This window comes from Pusillimonas sp. SM2304 (genome assembly GCF_031628915.1).
Lineage (GTDB): Bacteria > Pseudomonadota > Gammaproteobacteria > Burkholderiales > Burkholderiaceae_B > Pusillimonas_C.
Genome location: NZ_JAVLUJ010000001.1, coordinates 363594 through 388094, shown reverse-complemented (window position 1 = coordinate 388094; position 24501 = coordinate 363594). Strand labels below are relative to the sequence as shown.

General features: G+C 62.9%; 22 protein-coding genes. 8 read left to right on the top strand and 14 right to left on the bottom strand.

Annotated elements, in window-relative coordinates:
- The 8 genes from ppc to RE432_RS01750 all read right to left on the bottom strand — a co-directional run bounded on the left by ppc (position 1) and on the right by RE432_RS01750 (position 9211).
- Entirely contained in the window at positions 1-2856 is a 2856-nt protein-coding gene (ppc, locus tag RE432_RS01785; RefSeq protein ID WP_310931506.1) for a phosphoenolpyruvate carboxylase, read from the bottom strand.
- Between the two features lie 41 nt (positions 2857-2897).
- Positions 2898-3272, bottom strand: a complete 375-nt coding sequence (locus tag RE432_RS01780) for a Rieske 2Fe-2S domain-containing protein (protein WP_310931505.1) — start codon at positions 3270-3272, stop codon at positions 2898-2900.
- A gap of 55 nt (positions 3273-3327) precedes the next feature.
- Positions 3328-4077 (bottom strand): SDR family oxidoreductase, encoded by a 750-nt coding sequence (locus RE432_RS01775; protein ID WP_310931504.1) that lies wholly within the window; start codon positions 4075-4077, stop codon positions 3328-3330.
- 108 nt (positions 4078-4185) lie between these two features.
- On the bottom strand, positions 4186-6288 hold the full coding sequence (locus RE432_RS01770; protein ID WP_310931503.1) for a TonB-dependent receptor domain-containing protein: 2103 nt from the start codon (positions 6286-6288) through the stop codon (positions 4186-4188).
- 23 nt (positions 6289-6311) lie between these two features.
- On the bottom strand, positions 6312-6752 hold the full coding sequence (locus RE432_RS01765; RefSeq protein WP_310931502.1) for a hypothetical protein: 441 nt from the start codon (positions 6750-6752) through the stop codon (positions 6312-6314).
- Positions 6749-7441: an ATP-binding cassette domain-containing protein gene (locus tag RE432_RS01760; RefSeq protein ID WP_310931501.1), complete on the bottom strand. Its 693-nt coding sequence runs from the start codon at positions 7439-7441 to the stop codon at positions 6749-6751. The genes RE432_RS01765 and RE432_RS01760 overlap by 4 nt, the downstream gene beginning before the upstream one ends.
- The gene (locus tag RE432_RS01755) at positions 7434-8216 is read right to left on the bottom strand and encodes an ABC transporter permease subunit (RefSeq protein ID WP_310931500.1); all 783 of its coding nucleotides are present in this window, start codon (positions 8214-8216) and stop codon (positions 7434-7436) included. Before RE432_RS01755 ends, RE432_RS01760 begins: the two co-directional genes overlap by 8 nt.
- Positions 8213-9211, bottom strand: a complete 999-nt coding sequence (locus RE432_RS01750; protein WP_310931499.1) for an ABC transporter substrate-binding protein — start codon at positions 9209-9211, stop codon at positions 8213-8215. Before RE432_RS01750 ends, RE432_RS01755 begins: the two co-directional genes overlap by 4 nt.
- Positions 9212-9428: 217 nt before the next feature.
- Between RE432_RS01750 and ilvD the strand changes: the two genes are divergently transcribed.
- Entirely contained in the window at positions 9429-11114 is a 1686-nt protein-coding gene (ilvD, locus tag RE432_RS01745) for a dihydroxy-acid dehydratase (protein ID WP_310931498.1), read from the top strand.
- Here the strand turns inward: ilvD and RE432_RS01740 are convergent.
- Positions 11111-12313, bottom strand: coding sequence for an MFS transporter (locus tag RE432_RS01740; RefSeq protein ID WP_310931497.1), 1203 nt, complete (start codon positions 12311-12313; stop codon positions 11111-11113). The two genes, ilvD and RE432_RS01740, sit on opposite strands and share 4 nt — an antisense overlap.
- Positions 12314-12414: 101 nt before the next feature.
- Between RE432_RS01740 and nadE the strand changes: the two genes are divergently transcribed.
- Entirely contained in the window at positions 12415-13248 is an 834-nt protein-coding gene (nadE, locus tag RE432_RS01735) for an ammonia-dependent NAD(+) synthetase (protein ID WP_310931496.1), read from the top strand.
- A 50-nt stretch (positions 13249-13298) separates the two neighbouring features.
- Here nadE and RE432_RS01730 read toward each other — a convergent pair whose 3' ends face one another.
- Both RE432_RS01730 and RE432_RS01725 read right to left on the bottom strand, forming a co-directional pair.
- The gene (locus tag RE432_RS01730; RefSeq protein ID WP_310931495.1) at positions 13299-14870 is read right to left on the bottom strand and encodes a sensor domain-containing diguanylate cyclase; all 1572 of its coding nucleotides are present in this window, start codon (positions 14868-14870) and stop codon (positions 13299-13301) included.
- A 117-nt stretch (positions 14871-14987) separates the two neighbouring features.
- On the bottom strand, positions 14988-16037 hold the full coding sequence (locus RE432_RS01725) for a cytochrome-c peroxidase (RefSeq protein ID WP_310931494.1): 1050 nt from the start codon (positions 16035-16037) through the stop codon (positions 14988-14990).
- Between the two features lie 162 nt (positions 16038-16199).
- On the opposite strand from RE432_RS01725, the gene RE432_RS01720 reads away from it, so the two are divergent.
- Positions 16200-16943, top strand: a complete 744-nt coding sequence (locus tag RE432_RS01720) for a TSUP family transporter (RefSeq protein WP_310931493.1) — start codon at positions 16200-16202, stop codon at positions 16941-16943.
- Positions 16944-16967: 24 nt separating this feature from the next.
- Here the strand turns inward: RE432_RS01720 and RE432_RS01715 are convergent, their stop codons facing one another.
- Positions 16968-17600: a LysE family transporter gene (locus tag RE432_RS01715; RefSeq protein ID WP_310931492.1), complete on the bottom strand. Its 633-nt coding sequence runs from the start codon at positions 17598-17600 to the stop codon at positions 16968-16970.
- Positions 17601-17743: 143 nt separating this feature from the next.
- On the opposite strand from RE432_RS01715, the gene RE432_RS01710 reads away from it, so the two are divergent.
- The 4 genes from RE432_RS01710 to RE432_RS01695 all read left to right on the top strand — a co-directional run bounded on the left by RE432_RS01710 (position 17744) and on the right by RE432_RS01695 (position 21832).
- Positions 17744-18640 (top strand): LysR family transcriptional regulator ArgP, encoded by an 897-nt coding sequence (locus tag RE432_RS01710; RefSeq protein WP_310931491.1) that lies wholly within the window; start codon positions 17744-17746, stop codon positions 18638-18640.
- 174 nt (positions 18641-18814) lie between these two features.
- Positions 18815-19948, top strand: a complete 1134-nt coding sequence (locus RE432_RS01705; protein WP_310931490.1) for a C4-dicarboxylate TRAP transporter substrate-binding protein — start codon at positions 18815-18817, stop codon at positions 19946-19948.
- A 39-nt stretch (positions 19949-19987) separates the two neighbouring features.
- Positions 19988-20521 (top strand): TRAP transporter small permease subunit, encoded by a 534-nt coding sequence (locus tag RE432_RS01700; RefSeq protein ID WP_310931489.1) that lies wholly within the window; start codon positions 19988-19990, stop codon positions 20519-20521.
- A gap of 3 nt (positions 20522-20524) precedes the next feature.
- Complete coding sequence (locus RE432_RS01695; protein WP_310931488.1) at positions 20525-21832, top strand: TRAP transporter large permease; 1308 nt, start codon at positions 20525-20527, stop codon at positions 21830-21832.
- Positions 21833-21918: 86 nt separating this feature from the next.
- Here the strand turns inward: RE432_RS01695 and RE432_RS01690 are convergent, their stop codons facing one another.
- A complete protein-coding gene (locus RE432_RS01690) occupies positions 21919-22287 on the bottom strand; it encodes a tautomerase family protein (RefSeq protein ID WP_310931487.1) in 369 nt (122 codons plus the stop codon).
- Positions 22288-22289: 2 nt separating this feature from the next.
- On the bottom strand, positions 22290-23081 hold the full coding sequence (locus RE432_RS01685; RefSeq protein WP_310931486.1) for a crotonase/enoyl-CoA hydratase family protein: 792 nt from the start codon (positions 23079-23081) through the stop codon (positions 22290-22292).
- Positions 23082-23347: 266 nt separating this feature from the next.
- On the opposite strand from RE432_RS01685, the gene RE432_RS01680 reads away from it, so the two are divergent.
- The gene (locus tag RE432_RS01680; RefSeq protein WP_310931485.1) at positions 23348-24499 is read left to right on the top strand and encodes an acyl-CoA dehydrogenase family protein; all 1152 of its coding nucleotides are present in this window, start codon (positions 23348-23350) and stop codon (positions 24497-24499) included.
- Positions 24500-24501 lie beyond the last annotated feature (2 nt).

The window sequence follows — 24501 nt, the reverse complement described above, 5'->3', positions numbered from 1 at the left end:
TCAGCCCGAGTTCCTCAGGCCCGCCGCAATGCCATTGATGGTCATGTGTATGGCCCGCTGGCTGCGGCTTTCTTCGTCGCCGCTTTGGTTCTCGTGAGCCAGGCGGTGACGCCGCAATAGCTCCACCTGCAGGTGGTTCAGCGGGTCGATGTAGGCAAAGCGTTCGCTCAGCGCCGTGCCCAGCAGTTCGTCTTTGGCCAGCAGTTCGTGCTGGCACACCTTCCTGAACATGTCCAGCGTCAAGGCGAATTCGGCCTCGATCAGTCCAAATACATGGTTGCGCAGCTTGCGGTCCGGCACCAGGCTGGCATAGCGCCTGGCAATGCCCAGATCCGTCTTGGCCAGCACCTGTTCCATATTCGACAGCAAGGTCTTGAAGAAGGGCCAGACCTGCGCCATTTCCCGCAATTGTTTCAGGCGCAGCGCCGGCGTGGCGGGCGCGCCTTCGCCGCCGCTTTCGACATAGGCGTGCAAGGCGGTGCCCATGCCATACCAGCCCGTCAGCATCACGCGGCACTGCGCCCAGGAAAAGCCCCAGGGGATGGCGCGCAGGTCTTCGATCTTCTGGCTCGACTTGCGCGCGGCGGGGCGCGAACCGATGTTCAGGCCGGCGATTTCAAGAATGGGGGTCGAGGCAAAGAAGTAATCGTTGAACCCCGGCGTGCCATACACAAGGTCGCGATAGCTTTGCTGGGCGGCCTGCGACATCGCGTCCATGGCCGCGCCGAAGCGGGCCATGTTCTTGTCTTCCGTCTGCGAGGCGGAGGGTCCCGTCGCCAAGCTGGTTTCCAGCATGGCCGCCACAAAGTTTTCAAGGTGCCAGCGGCCCACTTCGGCATCCTTGTACTTGCCCTGTATGACTTCGCCCTGTTCGGTCAGCCGTATTTGCCCATTGACGGTTCCGGGCGGCTGCGCCTGAATGGCCTCGAAGCTGGGGCCGCCGCCGCGCGCCACCGAACCGCCGCGGCCATGAAAGAGGCGCAGGCGGACTTTGTGTTTCTTGAACACCTGCACCAACTGCCTTTCAGCGTAATACAAGGACCAGTTGGAGGTCAGGTAGCCGCCGTCCTTGTTGCTGTCGGAATAGCCCAGCATGACTTCCTGTATGCCGTCCTGGGCGTGCGCCGTCCGTTTGGCCACTTCGGGCAAGCCCAGCCAGGCATCCATGATCTGGGGGCCGCGCATCAGGTCGGGTATGGTCTCGAACAGCGGCACCACCATCAAGCCGTCCTGGGCCGGATCAGAGGCCTTGCCGGCGTCGGGCGCGATCAGGCCGGTTTCCTGTTGCAGCACCAGCACTTCCAGCAAGTCGCTCAGCGTTTCGGTGTGCGACACAATGGCCTGCCGGATGGCCGACGGACCGTAGCGGCGCCGGCAGGCGGCGGCCATGCGCAAGATCGCCAGCTCTTTCTCGGTTTCGGCCGAGTAGCGTATCCAGGGCGATACCAGCGGCCGGATCTGCCGGATCTCATCACGCAGGAGGCTGATGCGGTCCTCTTCGGACAAGGCGCTGTAATGGACGGGCTTGTTGTTCAAGCGCACGCCCGCCGCCTTGAACAGCTCGGTCAGCACGCGCTCGTGCACATCGGAGCTTTGCCGCAGATCGACCGTGGCCAGGTGGAAGCCAAAAATGCTGACCGCTTGCAGCAGGCCTGAAAGACGCAGTTGGGCGATCAGATTGCCGTGGTGCTGGTCCAGCGAATCGGCAATGATCTGCAGATCGTGCTGGAAAGCAGCGGGGCTTTCGTAAGGCGGCGCCTCGTAGGTGGGGCGCAATGCCAACTGGCGGCCGGTCAGGGCGACGGAGCTTGCCGCCAGCCGGGCGTACAAATGGATGAAGGCGCGGCGATAGGGTTCGTCGATCCGGTGGGCCGAGGCATCCTGGCTGACCAGCGACAGCGCCAGCAGCTCGGGGCTGGCCGTGCCCAGCGTGCGCGACAGCGAGACCTCGGTGCCCAGCGCCTTGATCTCGTCAAGATAGTGCCGCAGCACAAGGGTGGATTGCCGGAGCAAGGCCTGTTCCAGCGTGGACGCATCGACATTGGGGTTGCCGTCGCGGTCGCCGCCTATCCAGCTGCCCATCCGCAAGAAGGGGGGCAGCGGCCGGGTCTGGACATCGAACAGTTTGCGTCCCGCCGGCTGCAGGCGCGTGCCCAGATCCTGGTACAGCCGGGGGATGGCCGTCAGGAAGGTGCTGGTGTAGTAGGTCAGGGCATTGTCGATCTCGTCTTGCACCGTCAGCTTCTCGCGCCGCAGCATGCGTGTCTGCCATAGGGTGGCGACCAGGCCCGCCAGGGTTCGGTCCAGCAGCCGCTGTTCGGATGACGTCAGCGTGGCATCGCTGTGCGCCAGTTGCCGGGCGATCTCGCGATGCAGGTCCAGCGTGCTCTTGCGCTGGACTTCGGTTGGGTGGGCGGTCAGCACCGGCACGATGCAGGCGCTTTCCAGGTAGCGCAACACCTTGCGTGGCCCCACCCCTTTGCTGTGGAGCAAATCCAGCGCGTGCTGCAGGCTGCCCCGCATGGGAGCCTGGGCATGCAGCTCGTGCTGCCGCTGGCGCCGGTTCTGGTCGCGGTCCTCGGCAATGTTGGACAGGTGCAGAAAATAGCTGAACGCGCGGGCCACGGAGTTGGCTTCTTCATCGGCGAGCCGCGCAATCTGCCGCTCCAGCACCCGGCTGTCCGCCGGCTTGCCTTCGCGGCGAAACTTGACGGCGGCGCGCCGCAGCTTTTCGATGACGTCGTAAACGGCCTTGCCTTCGCATTCCCTGATCACTTCCCCCAGCGTTTTGCCGAGTTGCCGGATGTCGTTGCGCAAAGAGGTGGGCGCCTTGCTGAGGGCGGGGGGCTGATTCACGAAGTCTCCTGGATGAGTGTGGTTATAGGACGATATTACTTCTAGGCCGGCTGGGTCTTGCCTTCCGGCCGCCACAGCACGACCCGCTTTCCATCGCGCTCTTCTTCCGACACGTGCAGGGCGCTCAGCCTGCTGGGCAGGCAGGGGCCGCCGGTGCAGTCGCCGGTGTCGGGCTTGAAGGTGGCGCCATGCCGCGCGCACATCAACAGGTCGCCGGCCCGGGTGAAGACATGGCCCTCCCAGTCCAGCTCCGAGCCCGCATGCGGGCAGCGGTTCAGGTAGCCGCGCGCCTGGCCGTTGTAGCGGATGAACAGGGCGGTCGTTGCCTGGCCGGCGTGTTGCACCGGCAGCTTACAGGCCAGGCCTCCATCGACCAGGTCGGAAGACGGGCAGACAGTCACAGTGAAGTCGGTCATGGATCGTGAAAGCAAAGACAGCAACAAAGAGGCGTATTGTAGCGGCGCACCGCCGCTACAGCCCTCCGGCGCATTGCACCACCGTGCCTGTCATGTACGAGGCCGCGGGCGACAGCAGCCATGCGACGGCCTCGGCAATTTCTTCCGGCCGGGCCAGCCGGCCCAGGGGAATCTTGGGCGCAACGCGTTCGGGACGGCCGGGCTCGCCCGCTGTCGCATGGATGTCGGTCAGGGTAGAGCCCGGCGACAGGCCGCACACGCGTATGCCTTGGCCGGCCACCTCGCGCGCCAGGCCCAGCGTAAAGGTGTCCACCGCAGCCTTGCTGGCGGCGTAATGGATATATTCATTGGGACTGCCGGTGCGGGCCGCGACCGACGATACATTCACAATCACCCCGCCGGCGCCGTGGCGGGCAAAGCATGCAAGCGCCTGGCGCGCGCACTGCATGACGCCGAACACATTGACCTGGAAGACGCGCGTGATGGTGGCGTCGGTGGTCTGCGAAAAGGGCCCGATGGGGCCTGTGATGCCGGTGTTGTTGACCAGGGCCGTGAGCGGCCCCAGGTGCTGTTCCGCTTCCTGGAACAGGCGCGGGATGTCGTCCGGCTTGCCGACGTCGCCCTGGATGACCACGGCCTTGCGGCCATGCTTCCTGACGGCGCGTGCCACGCCCTCTGCAGCCGCGGCGTCCTTGACGTAGTTGATGGCCACATTGTAGCCATCGCGCGCGGCGGCAAGGGCGGTGGCGGCGCCTATGCCGCGGCCGGCGCCGGTAATCAGGACGGTGGGTTCACTGGGTGCCATGCTGTCTCCCGATGGGTCTTGTCATTCAGGAGCATTATGCTTGAAAACAGGCTGGGACCGGACACTGCTCCGGCGGGCCAGGCCCCCGGAGCAGCATCGTGGCGGCCATCAGAACTTGTAGCTCAGCCCCGCGCTGACACTGCGGCCATTGCCGGGCAGGTAGCCCGGCGCGGTGGCGACCGAGGTACTGCGTATGGCATAGCTGCTGATGTACTTGCGGTCGGTCAGGTTGTCGCCGGCCAGCCAGGCGCTCCAGTGCTTGTCGTGCTGATAGGCAAGCTTGAAGCCCAGCAAGGCGTACGAGTTCTGCTCCGTGCCCGGCACATTGGCGTGGTTCACCGGCGTATCCGACGGCATCCAGCGCAGGTTGGGTCCGAAACGCAGGCCGCCGATGCGGTACATCAGTTCGGCGCTGATCATGTGCCGGGGCACGCCCGCGATCCGGTTGCCGTCGAATTCGCCGCCGCGGAAGCGGAAGTCGCTGAAGGTATAGGCCAGGCGATAGTCGAAGGCGCCGGCACCCGGGCCGGGCAGCGTGCCGTTCAAGCCGGCTTCGATGCCCTGGTGCCGGGTGCGGTCGGTGTAGTTGAAGGTGCCGGCCGAGCCAAAGCCCGAGGCGTTGGTGACGCTCATCAGTTCGTCATCCACATTGCTTCGGTACAGCGTCAGGGACCAGTTGGCGGCATAGCGGCCATCAGACAACTGGCCGTCGGCGCCGATTTCGTAGGTCGTGGCGCGTTGCACGTCCAGTTCATTGATTTGCGTGCTGGCCATGCCCATCATGGGGTTCTGGACGCTGCCGGTAATGATCTCCCAGTAGGTGGGGGCCTCGTTGCTGCGGCTGATGTTGGCGAACAGGCGCAGCCGCGCGCTGGGCTGCCAGATCACGCCGATCTTTGGACTGGCATAAGACCAGTCCTGATCCACCTTGCTGCCGCTGTCCCGGTCATGCGTGTCCCGAACCGCCTGGGTGTACTTCAGGTCGCCCGCCACGCTCCATTCCGGTGTCACATGCCATTGCAGGCCGATCAGCGCGCTGCGGTTCTCGGCTTGCAGGTCGTAGTGGCCAAAGCGCCTTACATTGCTGCCGTTGGCGGGGCTGACGATGTACAGATCGCGGTCCAGATCGCTGCGGGACCAGTCCAGCGCGAAGCGGTAGTCGACCGTATTCCATTTTCCGGCCAGCGCCCATTGCGCGCCATAGGTGTCGCCGGTGGTCGGCGTCGAGACGGTGGGCTCGGTGAAGGTGTCGTCGATGTTCTGCCAGTACACGCCAAAAGTCTGGTTCAGGGCGTCGGTGCCCCAATAGCTGCGGTTGGCCAGGCGCAACTGCTCGGTCTTGCGATGGGGGTCGCGCTGATAGATGTTGGGCTGATCGCCGGGCTGGTCGCCCATGACGCCGCGCGGATCATCCCAGACGCGGTTCTTGGGCACAACGGTGGGGATGTCGAACTCAAGATCGGTGTACGACAGATAAGTGCGGTTTTCGAAGTTGTCGCCGCGCACCCCGAAGTTGCCGTGCAGGCTGGTGCGTTCGGAATCCGAATGGTGCCGGAAGCCGTCGGCCTTGTCGTGGCTCAGGCTAAGGCGGCCGTCCAGCCGCTCGCCCTCGAACCCCTTGGCGGCATGCAGGCCCAAGCGGCCGAAGCTGCCGCCTTCCACGCTGATGACATCGTTGCCGGTGCCGGTAAACGACTGGAAGTCCAGTTCGCCGCCCAAGGTGGTGGCGCCGGCCGACAGGGCATTGGCTCCGCGCCGGACGCTGATCAGGCGGGCGTTGCGCGGTTCCAGCAGGCCAATGACGAACGATCCGTCAGCCAGATTGAGCGGCAGGCCGTCTTGCATCAGCAGCACGCCGCGATTGAGCGGATTGCTTTGTATGCCTGAACCCCGGATATTCAGCCGGGGCTGGTCGATGCCGCCAAAGAAGTCCTGCACCACGATGCCCGGCTGGAAATCCAGCGCATCGCGCAGGGTGACAAGGCGAACCTCGTCTTGCGGCGTGACCAGATTGGTGCCGCCGGGCACTTGCTGCAGCGTTGCGCGCTCTTGGGCGGGGCTGGGCTGCAAGGGCGTGGCGGTGGCGTCGCCCGTGACGACGATAGGCGCAAGCGTGGCGGCCCGATCAGCCTGGGCATGGGCGCCAGGCTGCCAAAGGACGCCCAATGCCATGCTCAGGGCAAGGCGCCGGAAAGCAGGAGTAGTTGACATGTTTTCCCCGTAGGATTTTTTTGTTACCAGTGCAGATAGAACATCGCCTTGGCTAGCAGAACGATGCCGATCATGTGACAGAAAACGCTCAAGTGGATGTACTTGAAATGGATGGAGTGCAGCTTGCCTTTGCGGCGCAGTGTCATGGCGGTCAGGAAGTGGCCGAACACGCTCAGGGCCAGCGTAATCTTGACGGTCAGCAACAGCCCGAAGCTGTTGTCCAGCGGGTGCGCCAGCGCGGCCCGATGCTCCCACGCCATGCCGGCGCCGGCGCTGTACAGCACCAGCAGCACCCAGGGCATAAGACGGCGTGCGCGCGTGCCGATGGCGATCTCCATCGTGCGCATCACATCGCGCGGAACATGCTTGCGCACGCTTTCCAGAATCAGCACCTCGAAGAACACGGTGCCGATGAACATCAAGGCGGCGAACAAGTGGATAGTCAGAAGAAGGGGATAGCTCATGATGTGGGCGGTTCCTGGTTGAGCAGGGCGCGGTGCGGGAGAGGGGCCGCCTGGCGGCCCGATGCGGCGGCCTCCAGCGCGAAGGGGGTGATTTTCCGGTCGGCGATCACGATGCAGCGATCGACCATATCGACCAGCTCATGGGGATGATGGCTGATGCACAGCATCGCCGCGCCCGTATCGGCAACGCATTCGACGCACAGCTTGCCAAGGTCCGCGCGCAGGGCCGGATCGAGCGCGCTGAAGGGTTCGTCCAGCAACAGCAAGTCGGGCTGCAGGGCGAAGGCGCGCGCCAGGGCGGCGCGTTGCGCCATGCCTCCCGACAGCTCGTGCGGCCAGGCACGGGAAGATGAAGCCAGGCCGACGCGTGCCAGCCAGTGGCGTGCACGGGCTTGCGCTTCCTGTTTTGCAAGGCCGGCAGCCAGCAAGGGGATTTCGATGTTCTGGTGAATGCGGCGCCAAGGCAACAGGCGCGGCTCCTGGAAGACCAGCAGCGGGTGCCGGTAGCTATTGATGCAGGCGCCGCTGCTGGTGGCCAGCAGGCCGGCTGCCATTTTCAACAGCGAGCTCTTGCCCGTTCCGCTGGCGCCGACAATGCCCACGCGTTCGCCGGGACGCAAGACGAAACTCACCTGATCCAGAACGGACAGCGGCCCGAAGCGCAGCGAGACATCGCGCAACTCAAGCATGACTGGGCTCCCGCCACTGGGTCAGCCGGCGCTGCACCGGTTGCAGCAAGGCGAATTCAAGTGCCGCGACCAGCAACAGAATCAGGATGACCCAGGCATACAGTTCACCGCTGTCGAATGTGCTGCGCGCATTGGCCAATGCAAAGCCCGCGCCGCTGTCGGCGCCCAGCACTTCGGCCATCACCACCAGGCGCACCCCGCCGCAGGTGGCAATCAGAAGCGCCGCCGTCAGGGGCGCGGCCAGGGCGGGCAGGTATAAATGGCGCAGGCGCAGCCAGGGGCCGTAGCGGTAGACATGCGCCATTTCCACCAGGGAGCGGTCGACCAGGAGCATGCCCTTGACGGTGTTCACGTACATGCCGGGCGCCATCATGAGCACGGTAATGAAGATCACCATGGACGAGCCCAACCCGAACCACAGCATGGCCAGCACCACGACCACGACGGGCGGGATGGCCATCAGCAGCCAGCGCAAAGGCTCTAGCAGCCCGCGCAGCCGGGCGTTATGGCCGGCCAGCACACCCAGGGCGAATCCGATCAGGCAGCCGGTTCCCACGCCGATGCCGATACGCGTGAGGCTGGCGCTGGCGTGTTGCCAGAACGAATCGCTTTGCACCAGCGCCGCCGCCGCGCGCAGGGCCTGTATGGGCGTTGCCATCAACAAGGGGCCCAGGGCGCGGGCGGCCAGTTCCCAGCCGGCCAGAATCAGCAGGACGCCCGCCAGCGACCAGCCTTTCGATGTGCGCTGCGGTGCGCGCAAGAGTACGGGCTTCATGGTCCGTAGAAGCCGGCATCGGGCAGGCGGCCGCCGATGGCTTGCGGATTATGCTTGCCCAGCAAGGTGTACAGCGCTTCCAGTTGCGGGCGCACTTCGCTGGCGGGCCGGCTGTCCAGGCGCGTGGCGCGGATGGCGCTTTCCACAGCGTCGGCGGGCAGATGGGGAATGTGCCGATGCACCATGCCGGCGCAAGGCCCGGGGTTTTGCGTGCACCAGGCGGCTGATTCGGCATAGGCTTGTTCAACGGCCTGGCTCAGCCCGATGTCTTGCGCCACCGTCGCGTTTGCCATCACGCCGGCCTGGGGCAGTTCGGCTTGGTCCGGGAAACTGACGCGCCAGCTGTCCTCCAGGCTTTCCACCCGGTAGAGCGGGGCGCCGTTCTGCTGTTGGTTGCGCCACATCAGCAGGGAAGCGGTCGGCTCCACCAGCAGGGCGTTCTGGCCCTGGCCGGTCAGCATCAGCGCGATGGCGTCCTGCGAGTCGCGGGTGTGGCGCAGGCGGACCTGCTTGCCGGCCGGGAAATCCTGCTTGATCAACAGGGCTTCCAGCAGCGCCGCGGGCAGGTCGCGCTGGAACGGCGCCAGCAACTCACGGCCGGCCAGATCGGAAAAGCTTTTGACCTCGGGGTCGCGGCTGACCAGCCATAAAATCCCCCACACCGATATGTTCAGCAGGCGCACGGGCGCGCCGCGGTTGGCCATCAGCGCGGGTAGATTGCTCGGTGCGGCGCTGAAGTCTATTTCCTTCTTGGCCAGCAGCACGCGCAACTGGTCGGGGTTCTGCCATAGGCGGAATTCAAGCTTGCCGGTGTATTCGGCCAGGGCGCCGGTTTCCACCATATGCAGCAAAGGATAAGTGACCAGCGCGGCCGGGCCCGCCAAAGTCAGCTTGTCATACCTGCCGGCGGCCTGCAGGCCCGGTGCGACGGCCAGCAGGCCTGCCAGCAAGGCCCCAGCCCAATGAATGGAACGGATTCCCAGTGCTTTGAACATGATGTAATTAATAACGATTCTCAATCGCAAATAATCACATGGTTTCAATTTGTCATCCATGATGTAGATCAAGAATTTTCGATCGGGCGGCCCGGACGTCGTCGCCCCGGATGATTCGGGGCGGACGTCCGGGCCGCAAGGATGTAAACTGAGCGACTTGATCTGGCTAGGCCGGCCATGCCGGCGTTCCGTCCAACCTACCCCTATAAGGAAGGCAATGAGTTCGTCCAAACGTCTGCGGTCCGCAAATATCACCCAGGGTCCGGCCCGCGCGCCGAATCGTTCCATGTACTACGCCCTGGGCTACAAAGAAGAAGACTTCGGCAAGCCCATGGTGGGCGTGGCCAATGGCTACAGCACCATTACCCCCTGTAACAGTGGCCTGCAGAAACTGGCCGATGCGGCCATTGAAGCCATTGAAACGTCGGGGGGCAACGCCCAGGTCTTCGGCACGCCGACCATCTCCGATGGCATGGCCATGGGCACAGAAGGGATGAAGTACTCGCTGGTCTCGCGCGAGGTCATTGCCGACTGCGTGGAAACCTGCGTACAGGGCCAGTGGATGGACGGCGTCGTCGTCATCGGCGGCTGCGACAAGAATATGCCGGGCGGCATGATGGGCATGCTGCGCGCCAACGTACCCGCCATTTATGTCTATGGCGGCACCATTTTGCCGGGGCGCTTGAACAATAAAGACCTGAATATCGTCAGTGTCTTCGAGGCTGTCGGCGAAAACGCGGCGGGCCGCATGAGCGACCAGGAACTCAAGCAGATCGAGCTGCACGCCATTCCCGGCCCGGGCTCTTGCGGCGGCATGTACACCGCCAACACCATGAGCTCGGCCTTCGAGGCCTTGGGCATGAGCCTGCCGTACTCGTCCACCATGGCCAATGTGCACGACGAAAAGACGCAGTCGGCGGCCGAATCGGCGCGCGTCCTGCTCAAGGCGATCGAGCAAGATCTTAAACCGCGCGACATCGTGACGCGCAAATCCATTGAAAACGCTGTCAGCGTCATCATGGCCACCGGCGGCTCCACCAATGCCGTCCTGCATATTCTGGCCATTGCCCATGCGGCCGGGGTCGAGTGGACGATCGACGACTTCGAGCGCGTGCGCCAGCGCGTGCCGGTCATCTGCGATCTCAAGCCCAGCGGCCATTTCCTGGCCGTCGATTTCCACAAGGCGGGCGGCGTGCCGCAAGTCATGAAGATACTGTTGAATGCCGGCCTGATCAACGGCGATTGCATCACCATCACCGGCCAGACGATTGCGCAGATTCTCGAGGACGTCCCCGATACGCCCAGCGCCGACCAGAACGTCATCTTTACCATCGACCAAGCCTTGTACAAGCAAGGCCATCTGGCCATCCTCAAGGGCAATCTGTCGCCCGAGGGCGCGGTGGCCAAGATTACGGGCCTGAAGAATCCGGTCATTACCGGCCCGGCCCGCGTATTCGACGACGAGCAATCCGCGCTCAAGGCCATTCTGGATGGCAAGATCAAGGCGGGTGATGTCATGGTATTGCGTTACCTGGGCCCCAAGGGCGGCCCCGGCATGCCCGAAATGCTGGCGCCCACGGGGGCCCTGATCGGCGCCGGCCTGGGCGACTCGGTCGGCCTGATTACCGATGGCCGGTTCTCGGGCGGTACCTGGGGGATGGTGGTCGGCCACGTGGCGCCTGAAGCGGCGGTGGGCGGTACCATTGCCCTGGTCCAGGAAGATGATTCCATCACCATCGACGCGCACCAATTGCTCTTGCAATTGAATGTGCCCGAGGCGGAAATCGAAACCCGGCGCGCGGCCTGGAAAGCGCCCGAGCCCCGCTACCGGCGCGGCGTGCAGGCCAAGTTTGCCTTCAATGCCTCGACCGCCAGTACCGGCGCCGTGCTGGACAAGTTCTAAGCCACGAACGCGGCCCGGTAGCGCCAGAGCAGCCACAGGCAGAGGCCGGTGGGCAGGATCAGCGCCGCGTAGGCCGCTCCGTAGCTGCCGGCGGCGCTGGCGATCATGCCGAACAGGGGCGGGCCGACCACCACGCCCAGGAAGGTCATGGCCAGGGTGCCGCCCGTGGCTACGCTGGCCTGCCCTGCCGGTGCCTGGCGCGCCACTTCCGCCAGGTACACGCCATTCCAGCCGATGGCGCAACTGCCGAATATCGACAGCACGATCAAGACGACCCATTGCGCATCGGTGTACTTGAGCAAGGGGGTGGCCAGCGCGCAGACGACAATCAGCAGCGCCAGCACAGCCAGCATTCTGACCGGCCCCAACAGGCGATCCGACACATAGCCCCATAGCAGGCGTCCCGCGACGCCGGCCGCCTGGGAAACGGCCAGGATGAAGCCGGCGGCGATCAGGCCCAGGCTCAGGTCTTCGTGCAGGAAAGTCACCATATAGGTGGTCAGCGATACCTGGGTCATGGAAAACAGGAACGACACGCCCGCCAGCACCGCCAGGCTGCGCTGGCTGAAGACAAGCCGCAGCGGGCCCATCAGGCCGTTGCCGAACGACAGGCGCTGCGCGGGATTCCTGTCGGAGTCCAGGGCGGCGCACAGGGGTTGTATGGCGATGGCGCACAGCAGGCTCGCGGCCGCCACCAGCAAAAAGGCCCACTGCCATCCCACGATATCGCTCAGCCCCGGCACGATGACACCGGCCAGCACGCCGCCCAGCGGCACCCCTGTCTGCTTGATCGAAAACACGAAGGACATACGGTGCGCCGGCGTGCTGCGCGCAAGCAGGTGCGAACTGGCGGGCGTGATGGGCCCATAGCCCATTCCGATCAGCAATGCGCCGATGGCGGAGGCAATCGGAGAGGCGATCGCGCAGGCGGCAACGCCCGCCGCGCACAGCGCCAGGCCGGCCTGGCTGGCGCGTATGGCGCCAAAGCGCCGCACGGCGCCGCCGGCGAGCAGGCTGGCGGTCATGGCGCCGGCATAGGCTATGGCCACATACAGACCGACATAGGCGGTGGAAATGCCCAGCGTTGCGGCCACGGTCGGCGCGACGACCGGCAAGGTGATCAGGCACATGGCTACCAGGGATTGCACCGTCAGTGTGGCGGCAAGTACAACAGATGCGGAAGGCGTGGCGGCGCTCATGGAAAAATGAATCCAGTGTTGGTCAGTGTCGTATCATAGTCCTTCGGGCCGATCGGGCCCGCCCATCCCCCCGGACCCGCTCCACCTAAGAAGGACAGATCGTGTTAACACCCGAACAACGCGCTATCCAGCATGCCATCATCACAGAGCTTTGCGTCAGCGAAGCGTTTGACGCCGACCGCGAAATCGAACGCCGGGTCAAGTTCCTGGCCGACTATCTTGTTTCCACCGGCGCCCGCGCCCTGGTCCTGGGGATCAGCGGGGGCGTTGATTCCCTGGTCGGCGGCTGCTTGTCGCAGCGCGCCGTCGATCTGGTCCGCAATCGCGGCCGCGAGGCCGTCTTTGTCGCGATGCGGCTGCCTTACGGCAAACAGCGCGACGAGCACGATGCGCAGGCCTCGCTGAACGTCATCCAGCCCGACCAGATGGCCACCGTCAACATCAAGCCGGCCGCCGATGCCATGCTGGATGCCGTACTGGCTGGCGGCGTGGTCTTTCGCGACGCGGCCCAACAGGACTTTCTGCTGGGCAACATCAAGGCCCGCCAGCGCATGATCGCGCAGTACGCCGCGGCGGGCGCGCATGGCGGGCTGGTGGTGGGCACCGACCATGCGGCCGAGGCGCTCATGGGTTTCTTCACCAAGTTTGGCGATGGCGCCGCCGATCTGACCCCGCTCACGGGCTTGAACAAACGCCGGGTCAGGGCGCTGGCGCAGGCGCTGGGCGCGCCCGACTCCCTTGTCATGAAAGTGCCGACCGCCGATCTTGAATCGCTGACGCCGCTCAAGCCCGATGAAGATGCATTCGGCGTGACCTACGGCGATATCGATGATTTTCTGGAAGGAAAGGCGGTCTCGCCCGAGGTGTACGAGATCATCCTGCGCACTTATCGCCATTCCGAGCACAAACGGTCTTTGCCTAAATTTCCCGTGTAAAGGGCCGCGGCGGGCTGAACATCCGGGACCGCCGGGCGGGCGCGGGCCGTTCAGGCCAGTTCCGATGCCTGCCGGGTACAGTTCCTGCCGTCTTTCTTGGCTTTATACAGGGCGGCGTCCGCCAGTTTCAACGCGGCGCCTACGCTGTGGGCGTCGGTGGGGTACTGGGCAATGCCCAGCGATACGGTGATTTTTCCGCAGGGGCTGAAGTCCGTATGCTCGATGCTGAAGCGCAGGCGCTCGGCAAACAGCAACGCCGATTCGGGCGTCGCATTGGGCAGGACCACCACGAATTCTTCGCCGCCCAGGCGGGCGATGATGTCGGTTTCGCGCACCTGCTCGACGGTCACCGAGGCGATGGTCTTGAGCACTTCATCGCCCGCGGCGTGCCCATAAGTATCATTGACCACCTTGAAATGATCGATGTCGAACAGGACCAGGGCCACCGGGACTCTGTCTTGCGACAGGACCGTTAGCGCGGCGTCCAGCCCGCGCCGGTTGGTCACGGCGGTCAGCGGATCAGTGGTGTTTTCCTGGTGCAAGCGCCGCAAGCGCAGCGCGACGGCGGAGAATCCGGTCAGCAAGGCTTCGCGCAGCAGGGAAGCTTCGTGGTACCAGCCTTTGATATACCGGATACGGGCAAAGTTGGCCCGATTATCCAGGTTGGAAGCGACTTCGGCCAGGTCGGTCAAGGGGCGGGCGATGAACTTCGATAGCCAGCCTATGGCCAGCAGGCTCAGCAATGAAATGGGTACCGAGTAATAAAAGGCTTGCCAGAACAGGCCGCCCAGCCCCGCCAGCGCGGCCTGGGTCGGCCGTTGCGCGACGATGCCCCAGCCGGTGGACGCCACGGGTGCATAGCCCGCCAGTACGTCGATGCCGTTTTCGGTGGTCAGCCTGAGCGCGCCCCGTTCGCCTCTTAGCGCCGCCTGCACGCTCAGGTTGTCCAGCTTGGAGGTACCGATCTGGCTGAGTTCAGGGTGGTAGATGACGTTACCGGTCTGGTCCACCACATACAGGTAGGAATTGTCTTTATAGAAGTGATTGCCCAGGGCCGAGCGCAGGGCATTGGCTTCATGCAAATAGATGGTGCCGGCGATGTAGCCGCGGCAGTGATCATCCTTATCCAGGATGGGCTGGGTGATCATGACGATCCAGTTGTTGTCGGCCCTGCGGAAGGGGGCGGTGATATAAGGCCGGCACATGGCCAGGATCTGGGCAATCTGCGGGGCTTGTATCGTGGTGCCGATGACATCCAGATTGGCCGGCACGCCGGCAATCGCCACGCCCGATGCGGCGGCGACGAATAATGAATTGAAGCCGGCCGTCATGTTGGCCAGCCGCTGCAGCGTGGCTTGCGTGCGTTGCGAGGTCAGTGCTTGATCGGCCAGGTCGCTGGCCGCGCCTTCCAGCAGAAGGCGGGAAGAGCGGATATAGGCGTCCGTGATGTGGGCCAGCTTCTGTGCGTACACCCGGTTCGATTCCAGGGTGTTTTCCATGAGTACTTCGCGCTGCACCTGGTAGGCGGCATAAAAGCTGTTTGCCAGCGCCAATGCGACAAAGAAAAAACACATCCATAGAATCAACCGGCGCAGGTCGACGTGGAACAGGAATTTTGTCATCAGCAAACACAACGCAAAAGTGGCCGCAGCCGGTGAGTATACCGGCTTACGGCGCTTGCGCTGCATCTGCTTGGCGACGCGGCCGTTGCGGCCAGCGTTGCCGCTGTGTGCCGCCTGCTACTGCTGCGGCCGGGGCGTGGCGGCGGTGCTGCGCGGCAGGATGGGATACTCCACGCGCGGCTGTTCGCCCGTCAGGGTGTGCAAGAACTGCGTAATCGCCTTGACTTCCTCGTCGTTCAGCTCGTGGCCCAGTTGGCTCGACCCCATGATCGCCACGGCCTGCTCCAGATCCCAGACTTCTCCGCTATGGAAGTAGGGGGCCGTCAGCGCAATATTGCGCAGGGGCCCCGCCCGGAATACATATTCGTCGGACGCGGTGTTGGTCACGGTGAAGCGGCCCTTGTCGCCGGGGGGCAAGATGTCTGCGCCGGGCTTCTTGATGACGCCGAAGGGGAAGTAGCCTTGTCCGCCGACGTTGACGCCCGAGTGGCAGGCCACACAGCCTTTATTGATGAAAAGCCCCAGTCCTTTCAGCTCGGCGCCGTTTAGCGTTTCCTTGCCGGCCAGATACTGGTCGAAGCGCGAATTCGGCGTGACCAGCGTGGTTTCAAACGCTTCGATCGCCTTGGCCATATTGTCGAAGTTGACCGGATCCTGCTCGTTCGGGAACGCGCGTCCGAAAAACTCGACATACTCGGGAATGCTGCGCAGCGTTTCTTCTACGTGCTCGGGTGTGGCGTTCATTTCGACGCTGGCTTGCACCGGCCCCTTGGCCTGCTCGGCCAGGTCTTTGGCGCGGCCATCCCAGAACTGGGCGGCATTGAAGACGGCGTTCAGCACGGTGGGCGAATTGCGCGGGCCGTGCTGCCAGCCGTGGCCGATGGAGGTGGGAATATTATCGGCGCCGCCTGTGCCGACGCTGTGACAGGTATTGCAGCTGATGATATTGCTGCGCGATAGCCGCGGCTCGAAGAACAGCCATTTGCCCAGTTCTATCTGCTCGGCGGACAGCCCCTTTTCCTTGACGATCACTTCCATTTCCGGAATGGGCCGGAACAATTGACGCGCCGTTTCCCTGAGCTGATCAGTGGGAGGCTCGGCGGCGCCAGCCCCTGTAACACCCAGCGCCAGGGTGGTGCATAAAGCAAAAAGCATGCGCTTTGACATGGTGATCCCCTTGTTGGTGAATAATCACCCTTATCTGAGCATGGTTATTTTCGGCCTGCTTTGACGGGAGTCAAAACAAGTTGTTTTTTGCGTTGCGGCGCCGGGCCAGGCTCCGGTTCTATAATTCACCGCTATCGATTCGTCATCGGGTGGGAATACAAGGTGCATATAGGTTTATTGGCAGTGCTGGCGCTCTCCGTGCTGGGAACCTCTTTTCTGTCAGGGGTGTTCGGCATGGCTGGCGGCATGGTGCTGATGGGCATCCTGATCGCTTTCCTGCCTGTTTCCGCCGCCATGGTGCTGCACGGCACGGCACAGATGACGTCCAACGGATGGCGCGCTTTGCTATGGCGCCGCAATACCGACTACCGGATCTTCGGACGCTATGTACTGGGCTTGCTGGGCGCCGCCCTGTTGTTTACGTTCATTGGCTTTGTCCCCGACCGGGCCATGGTGCTGATAGGCCTGGGCATCATCCCCTTCCTGGCGGTCCTGGTGCCTGCACGGTATGTGCCGCAAGCCAGCAGCCGCTTCGGTGCCGAGGTATGCGGCTTCCTGAATACCTGCATGCAGTTCATCGCCGGCGTGTCGGGCCCATTGCTGGACGTCTTTTTTGTGCGCAGCGATATGGACAGGCGTTCGGTGGTGGCCACCAAAGCGGCCTGCCAGACTTTTTCCCACCTGGCCAAGCTGGTTTATTTCACCCGCGTCATGGGGGGCGAGTCCGGGGTCGAAGAGGTGGCCATGGGCATCGCCGTCGTCATGGCGATAGCAGGGACTACATTAAGCAAGTTTGTCCTGGAAAAGCTGACCGACAATCAGTTCCGGCGCTGGACGCAGGGGATCGTGATGACCATAGGCGTCGTCTATCTGGCGCAGGGCGCCTATGTGCTGGCGACGCGCTAGGCATCTGGCCGGCGGGCGCCGTATTCAAGCCCCTTTATAGGCAAGCCCAAAAGCCAGGCCCGCCATGATGACGGCGATGCAGCCGTCCAGTATCCGCCAGGCGCGCGGGTTGGCAAAGAGCGGGGCAAACAGGCGCGACCCCACTCCCAGTACCGCCAGCCAGATCAGGCTGGCGGTGAAAGCCCCTGCCGCAAACCCATCGCGGGCGTCGCCGAAGCTGTGGGCCAGCGACCCCACCACCATCATGTCCAGCCAGAAATGGGGGTTGAGCAGGCTGAAGCCCATGGCGCCCAGCAATGCCGCGCGCCGGGACGGCACTGCCTGTTCGGCCAGGGCCAGCGCCGAACCCTTGCTGAGCGCGCGGCGCGCCGATTGCAAGGCATACCAGAGCAGAAAAGCCACACCGAACCAAAGAATCACGGCGGTCAGCCAGGGAAACCAGACGGCGATGGTCTGCAAGCCCCAGACACTGGCAAAGATAAAGACCAGGTCGATCAATCCGCAGGTCAGCAGAATGCTGAACAAGTGCGAGCGCATCAGCCCTTGCCGCAGAATGAAAGCGCTTTGCGCGCCCACGACCGCAAACAGCCCCAGGCCGGTGGCGGCGCCGCTGGCCCAGGCCGAGAAGAACGAGGAGTTGGTGATGAGCGAAAACATGAATCAGTCCAGCGATTGTTGCAAAAGCAGCCTTGCCGGCGGCATGAGGCTGAATGGCGCTATTCTGATCGGCGTACTATATAAAATAAAACTAAATTAAGTAATGTATATTAAGCAATACTTAATTTAGGGATGGGCCAGACATGCATATCGACCACGCCAACTTGCGTGCCTTGGCCGCGGTGGTGCGCGAGGGGAGCTTCGAACGGGCGGCGGCCGCGTTAAGCGTGACGCCCTCCGCGGTGTCGCAGCGTATCAAGTCGCTGGAAGAGCGCATGGGCAGGCTGCTGGTGCAGCGCACGGTGCCCGCCGTGGCCACGCCCGACGGGCACGTACTGGTGCACTTGGCCGAACAAACCGCCTTGCTCGAGCATGACGCCCTGAGCCGGCTCGGCGTCGAAGATCCTGCGCAGCAGGCCAGTATCGCCGTGGCGGTCAACCACGACAGCCTGGAAACCTGGTTCATGCACGCCGCCGAGCTGTTCGCGTCCCGCACGCACACGACGCTGGATCTGCAGTCCGAAGACCAGGACCATACGGCGGAGCTTTTGCGCAAGGGGGCGGTCCTGGGGGCCGTCACCACACTGGCCGACCCCGTGCAGGGTTGCAGGAATCACGCGCTGGGCAGCATGCGCTATGTCGCCACCTGCTCGCCTTCGTTCCACGCGCGTCATTTTGCCGCTGGGCTGAATGCGCGCGCCCTGGAGTCGGCCCCCGTCCTGGTTTTCAATCGCAAAGACGCATTGCAGGCCCGCTTCGCCCAGAAAGTCATGCGCGGCGCGGCCTGGCGGCCCCCCGTATGGTGGCTGCCGTCTTCGCGGGCATTTGTGCAGGCCACCCTGGCGGGGCTGGGCTGGACCATGAATCCGCTGCCGCTGATCCAGCAGCATCTGGATGAAGGCCGCCTGGTGCCGCTGCGCGCGCGGGCCTGGGAAGACGTTCCGCTGTATTGGCAGCATTGGCGCGTGAACTCGCAAGCCATGGATGCCCTGACGGAGTCGGTGCTGAAGGCGTCGGGCAGCCTGGTGCGCAAGCGGTAATCGCCGGCATGCAGGCCTTACGGGTATGCCCTAATGTATATTCAAATCGTATCAGGATCGATATAAATAATATTAGACAAGCGATATCGGTTGATCGCATAGTGTCCCGCATCGCTTGATGGGCTTCAAGCTAAAAACATACGGCCCCATCCTGATAAAACTTCGGAGGAAGACATGGCATTGCAGACAAAGTTTGCCCAAATCGTAGCGGCCGGCGCATTGGCGCTGATGGCGGGCACCGCATTTTCCAAGACGACGATACGCGCCAGCAGTTGGCACCCGCCCAAGCATCCCGGCGTGGTCGGCGGGTATGTGCCGTTCATGGATTACGTCAAGGAAGCCTCGAAAGGCGATATCGACTTCAAGTTCTGGAGCGGCGGCGCGCTACTGGGCGCGACCGATACGCTGCCGGGCATACGCAATGACGTGGCCGATATCGGCGTACTGGCCCTGACGTACTTCCCGGCCGAGTTTCCGTATTTCCAGCTGATCTCCGACCTGGCCATGCTGTCGAGCAATCCGCCGGCCGTCGCGGCCGCGGTGACCGAATTGGTGACGCTGCACTGCGAACCCTGCCGCAAGGACTTTACCGACAAGGGCCTGGTGTTCACCTCGTCTTACTCCACGACGCCGTACACGCTGATCGCCAAGACCCCGCTCAAGGCGCCCGCCGACTTGCAGGGCAAGAAGTTCCGTTCGGCCGGCACGGTATGGGACAGGTGGACGCAGCATGTGGGCGGCACCTCGGTCAATGTTTCCGCCGCTGAAATGTTCGAGGCGCTGGACCGGGGCGGTGTGGATGTGGCCGTGTTCTCGCCCTCGGCCCTGCAATCATACAGCCTGTGGGATGTGGCCAAGTACGATGTGATGCTGCCTTTAGGGACTTACGCAGCCATGTCCTTGTTCACGATGAATCAGGATTTCTGGAAAGACCTGACCGATGACCAGCGCCGCATTCTGCTCGACGGCTCGGCGGTCGGCGCAATCGGCGTGACCTTCGAATACATGAACAGCGATGAAAGCGCGATGAAGCTTGCCAAAGAGCATCAGGTCAACATCCTGGAGCCAAGCCAGGAACTGCTGGACCAGCGTGAAGCCTTCGTCGAGAAGGACCTGGTTCAAGCCGCCGCCATTGCCAAAGCGCGCTATCGCATCAATGACGCGGAAAAATGGATAGAACAATACCGCGAGCTGCTCAAGAAATGGGACGGCATTGTCGAGCAGACGGGCGGCGATCGCCAGAAGCTGGTCAAAGCCATGCAGGACGAAATCTACGCCAAGATCGATCCTTCCTCGTACGGCATGTAAACCCGCCGTCATCGATGACCCCCTTACCAGAGATCGCCTATGGCCAGCCTTGTCAGATATCTTGAGCGAATATTTCTCGTCGCCGGCGCGCTGGCCCTGCTGGGCATGATGCTGCACGTGACGGCCGACGTGATTGCCAAGTACGTGTTCAATTCCCCGGTTCCACTGACCATGGAAATGGTCACTTACTACTACATGGCGGCCGTGGTGTTTTTGCCCTTGTTTTCACTCGAACGCAAGGGGGCCAGCCTGGTCCATGTCGAACTGGTCTATGGCATGTTGTCGCTTCGCCTACGCAGGGTGCTGCTTCCGGCGGCCCTGCTGCTGGCTGCGATGTTCTGCGCATGCGCCGCTTATGCGGCGTGGAAGCCCGCCATGCAGGCATTGGGCGCCGGCACCTATGCGGGAAGCATCGTGGTCGTGTCGATCTGGCCCACGCGCTTTCTTCCCGTCATCGGTTTTGGCTTGCTGGCCTTTACGCTGGCGATCAAGGCATTCAGCACCATTCGCCACGGCATCAGCCAGGACGACGAGGATCTGCTCGAATCCGTGTCGCTTGAAGGGAAAGAATAGTTTATGGACGGCATTACTTTAGGTTTTTCAGGGCTGATCCTTGTCGTCGTGTTGCTGATGTTGCGGGTTCCTGTGGGTGTTGCGCTGGGCGGCGTCGCCTTCGGCGGCATCTGGGCCTACGTCGGGCCGCGTGCGGCGTGGGGCACTTTGTCGCAGATCCCGTACGAGTTCACGGCGCACTGGACGCTGAGCTCCATTCCCATGTTCCTGTTGATGGGCTATGTGGCCTATTACTCCAAGATCACTGAAGCGCTGTTTCGTACGGCGCAGTTGTGGCTGGGCCGCTTGCCCGGAGGGCTGGGCATTGCCTCGGTCTCGGGCGCGGCGGGTTTTGCGGCTGTGACGGGGTCCAGCCTGGCCGCGGCCGCGGCCATGGGCCGGATTGCAGTGCCCGAAATGACGCGCCTGGGCTACCAGCCCGGTTTTTCGGCGGGTATTGTCGCGGCGGCGGGCACAATAGGCTCGATGATACCGCCCAGCATCATCATGATCGTCTATGGGGTGTTTGCCGAAGTGTCCATCGGGCAGCTATTCATCGCGGGCGTGATCCCGGGCATACTGACGGCGATCTTCTATTCCATCGTCATTGCGACCCGCGTCACGATCACGCCGTCGATCGCGCCACGCATGCCGGCGCTTCCGCCGCTGTCGGTCAGGATGCGCTCCCTGCTTGAAATCTGGCCTTTTGTGCTGTTGGTCATCGGCGTATTCGGCGGCTTGTTTTCAGGCGTCTTCACGCCGACCGAAGCGGGCGCGGTGGGGGCTTTCCTTGCCTTTGTGATTGCGTTGCTGAAACGCGCCCTGACATGGAGCGTTGTGCGGCAGGCCGTGGTCGAGACCATACGCGGCACGGCGTCCATTTTCTTCATTGCCATCGGCGCCGCGCTGTTGACGCGCTTCCTGGCCATGACCGGCTTGCCCGATTTCATGTCGGAGCACATTACGTCCATGGACGTGCACCCCCTGGTCCTGATGGGGGCGATTGCGCTGCTGTATCTGTTTCTGGGTATGTTCCTGGATCCGCTGGGCTGCATGCTGCTGACGCTGCCCATTGTATTGCCCATACTCGAGGCCCAGGATGCCAATCTGGTCTGGTTCGGCATACTGCTCGTCAAGTTCCTGGAGATCGGCTTGATCACGCCGCCGGTCGGCCTGAACGTCTTCGTCATCAAGGAAATCGTCGGCAACAAAGTGCCGCTGGCCCAGATTTTTGGCGGCGTGACCTGGTTTATTGTGTCCGACCTGGTATTGGTGATGCTCATGGTGCTGGTGCCGTCTATCGTCCTGTTCCTGCCGCAGTTCGTGCAATGACGTAACGGACGGGGCGGCGGCATCCGCCGCCGGCGCAAAAAAGGGCAGGCCGCAAGCCTGCCCTGTTGGTTGACGGCCGCGCAGCCTTATCTTCCGGCCTGTTTTGCGCTGATGCCGTCGGCCACGCCCATATCCGTTTTGGGGACGTCCTGAATGATCACGCGGATGTCCTTGGGCGATATGCCTATGCTGGCGCTGCCCGCTTGATTCAAGGCCAGAATAAGCGCGGCCTTTTGCGCCTCGGTTCGCCCTTCGATCAGGTAAGCGATAAAGGTGAGCAGGTCGGCGCCCAGTTTCCCGGCCACAATGGTTTCCTGGCTTTCCTGCAGGAAGATGCGGATGCTGGGCAGTGGCGCCTGTATGCTGTCTGCAATCGCTTGCGTCGCGTGTTCAAGCAAGGCGGTTTTTTGAGCGGCGCTGTAGCCGGCGGCAAGTTGGGCGGTAATGATAGGCATGATTATTTCTTCTTGGCTCGTTGATCAAGGAACTTTTGCACGGCTTGCGCGTGCCCGGCTGTTTTATGCGCGATCGCCTGGAAGGCGGCCGACATTTCCAGTACGGTATCCAGACGACTGTGCTGGCCTTCGCGCAGCAGACGTTTGCTCATGCGCACGGCTTCCGGCGGGTTGGTGACAATACGGCGCGCCAGGGCAAGGCTGGCGTCCAGCAGTTGATCCGGCGGCACGATCTGCGATAGCAAACCCCACGCCATGGCCTGCTGGGCGTCAATAGCATCGCCGGTAAATGTCATTTCAGCCGCACGCGACATCCCCACGATGCGGGGCAGGAACCAGGCGCCGCCATCACCGGGCACAATGCCCAGCTTGACGAAGCTTTCGGCGAACACGGCCTGGTCGGACGCAATGCGCATATCGCACATGCAGGCCAGGTCGAAGCCCGCGCCGATGGCGGCTCCGTTGACCGCCGCAATGGTGGGGACTTCCAGGTTATGCAGGGCTAGCGGCAAGCGCTGTATGCCATATTGATATTCATGGCGCAGCGCGGCGGCCTCGAATTCGGGTTTCAGCTGCCGCCCCATTTCAGCGATGTTGCCGCCCGACGAGAACGCCTTCCCGGCGCCGGTAATGATGACCACCCGAACGCTGGGGTCGTTCTGGATGCGTTCGAAGGCGGCCAGGAACTCATCCACCATAGGGTTGCCGGTCAGGGCATTGCGGGTGGACGCATCGTCCATCGTCAACAGCACGATACCGTCGTCGTCCTGTTTGAAGTGCAGCACGTTTTCCATACTCATCCTCATAGTGTGTGATGCTAGGTTAGAAGGTCGACGCGCCTGAGGCCAATATTATTTTCGCCGTGCCTGATACCCGTGGTGTATGGGATGCCGGCCGGCTTGGCGTAGCGGGGCATGCTGATAGCGATTCCGTATCAATATTCAAAAAAATAATATTAGACATGGATATGCGTAAGCACGGATAGTATCCCCGTGAATGATGTGCGGGCCGTGCCTTTCGCCGCGGCCTTCCGGCAGGGACAAGAACAGACAAGCTGATCATGATAGATACTTTAGAACTCACGCCTATTCCACCTGCCTATGATGCGTTCCGGGCGGAAGTGCGCGCCTTTTTGAATGACGCCCTGCAAGACATGCCGCCCGAACGGCGGGCGCGCTCGTGGATGGGCTTCGACCCGGACTTCAGCCGGAAGCTGGCGCAGCGCGGGTGGCTCGGCCTGACGCTGCCCAAGGAATATGGCGGCGCAGGCAAGGGCGCCTATGCACGGTTTGTATTGTCCGAGGAATTGCTGGCCGCGGGGGCGCCGGTTTCCGCGCACTGGATTGCCGATCGCCAAAGCGGGCCGCTGATCCTGAAGTATGGCACCGACGCCCAAAAATCCTTCTATCTGCCCAGGATCAGCCAGGCCGAGGCTTTTTTCTGCATTGGCATGAGCGAGCCCAACTCCGGCTCCGATCTGGCCAGCATTCGAACCCGCGCCGTGCGCACGGAAAAGGGCTGGACCTTGAATGGCAGCAAGATATGGACGACCAATGCGCAGCATTCGCATTACATGATCGCCCTGATGCGTACGTCGGGCGAGCCCGCGGATCGCTATAAAGGCCTGTCCCAATTGATCGTCGACCTGAGCCTGCCGGGCGTGACCGTCCGGCCCATCAACGATATGGCGGGCGATGCCCATTTTTCCGAAGTGTTTTTCGAGAACGTCGCCTGCCCGGCCGACGCGCTGATCGGCACCGAGGGCGATGGATGGGCGCAGGTCAACGCAGAGCTGGCGTTCGAACGCAGCGGTCCGGAGCGTTTGTATTCCAGCATGGTCTTACTGGAAACCTGGCTGAAGTATTGCCGGCGACATCGTCTGGGCGGCGCGCATACCACGGCGGCACTGGGCAAAATGGTGTCCTGGCTGGCGGTGCTGCGCTTGATGTCGATTTCCCTGGCCGGCAAGCTTGACCGGGGCGAGAGCCCGGCGATTGAAGCCACGATCGTCAAGGATATCGGGACGGAAATAGAACAAGCTATTCCCCGCCTGATCGGCGATGTGCTGGGCGCCGAACCGGCCGCGCCAACGGATATCGCGCTGATGCGGGCGCTGTCGTATCTGGAACAGCTTGCGCCTTCTTTCTCGTTAAGGGGCGGCACCCGCGAAATCTTGCGAGGCATCATTGCGCGCGGGCTGGGCCTGCGCTAAGG

Coding starts and splice junctions, on each gene's coding strand:
- RE432_RS01770 (WP_310931503.1), bottom strand. CDS start 6,288: ATGTCAACTACTCCTGCTTTCCGGCGCCTTGCCCTGAGCATGGCATTG.
- RE432_RS01705 (WP_310931490.1), top strand. CDS start 18,815: ATGGCATTGCAGACAAAGTTTGCCCAAATCGTAGCGGCCGGCGCATTG.
- RE432_RS01715 (WP_310931492.1), bottom strand. CDS start 17,600: ATGTTTTCGCTCATCACCAACTCCTCGTTCTTCTCGGCCTGGGCCAGC.
- RE432_RS01755 (WP_310931500.1), bottom strand. CDS start 8,216: ATGAAGCCCGTACTCTTGCGCGCACCGCAGCGCACATCGAAAGGCTGG.
- RE432_RS01725 (WP_310931494.1), bottom strand. CDS start 16,037: ATGTCAAAGCGCATGCTTTTTGCTTTATGCACCACCCTGGCGCTGGGT.
- RE432_RS01775 (WP_310931504.1), bottom strand. CDS start 4,077: ATGGCACCCAGTGAACCCACCGTCCTGATTACCGGCGCCGGCCGCGGC.
- RE432_RS01740 (WP_310931497.1), bottom strand. CDS start 12,313: ATGAGCGCCGCCACGCCTTCCGCATCTGTTGTACTTGCCGCCACACTG.
- ilvD (WP_310931498.1), top strand. CDS start 9,429: ATGAGTTCGTCCAAACGTCTGCGGTCCGCAAATATCACCCAGGGTCCG.
- RE432_RS01710 (WP_310931491.1), top strand. CDS start 17,744: ATGCATATCGACCACGCCAACTTGCGTGCCTTGGCCGCGGTGGTGCGC.
- RE432_RS01685 (WP_310931486.1), bottom strand. CDS start 23,081: ATGGAAAACGTGCTGCACTTCAAACAGGACGACGACGGTATCGTGCTG.
- RE432_RS01695 (WP_310931488.1), top strand. CDS start 20,525: ATGGACGGCATTACTTTAGGTTTTTCAGGGCTGATCCTTGTCGTCGTG.
- RE432_RS01750 (WP_310931499.1), bottom strand. CDS start 9,211: ATGTTCAAAGCACTGGGAATCCGTTCCATTCATTGGGCTGGGGCCTTG.
- RE432_RS01730 (WP_310931495.1), bottom strand. CDS start 14,870: ATGACAAAATTCCTGTTCCACGTCGACCTGCGCCGGTTGATTCTATGG.
- RE432_RS01690 (WP_310931487.1), bottom strand. CDS start 22,287: ATGCCTATCATTACCGCCCAACTTGCCGCCGGCTACAGCGCCGCTCAA.
- RE432_RS01760 (WP_310931501.1), bottom strand. CDS start 7,441: ATGCTTGAGTTGCGCGATGTCTCGCTGCGCTTCGGGCCGCTGTCCGTT.
- RE432_RS01680 (WP_310931485.1), top strand. CDS start 23,348: ATGATAGATACTTTAGAACTCACGCCTATTCCACCTGCCTATGATGCG.
- RE432_RS01780 (WP_310931505.1), bottom strand. CDS start 3,272: ATGACCGACTTCACTGTGACTGTCTGCCCGTCTTCCGACCTGGTCGAT.
- RE432_RS01700 (WP_310931489.1), top strand. CDS start 19,988: ATGGCCAGCCTTGTCAGATATCTTGAGCGAATATTTCTCGTCGCCGGC.
- RE432_RS01765 (WP_310931502.1), bottom strand. CDS start 6,752: ATGAGCTATCCCCTTCTTCTGACTATCCACTTGTTCGCCGCCTTGATG.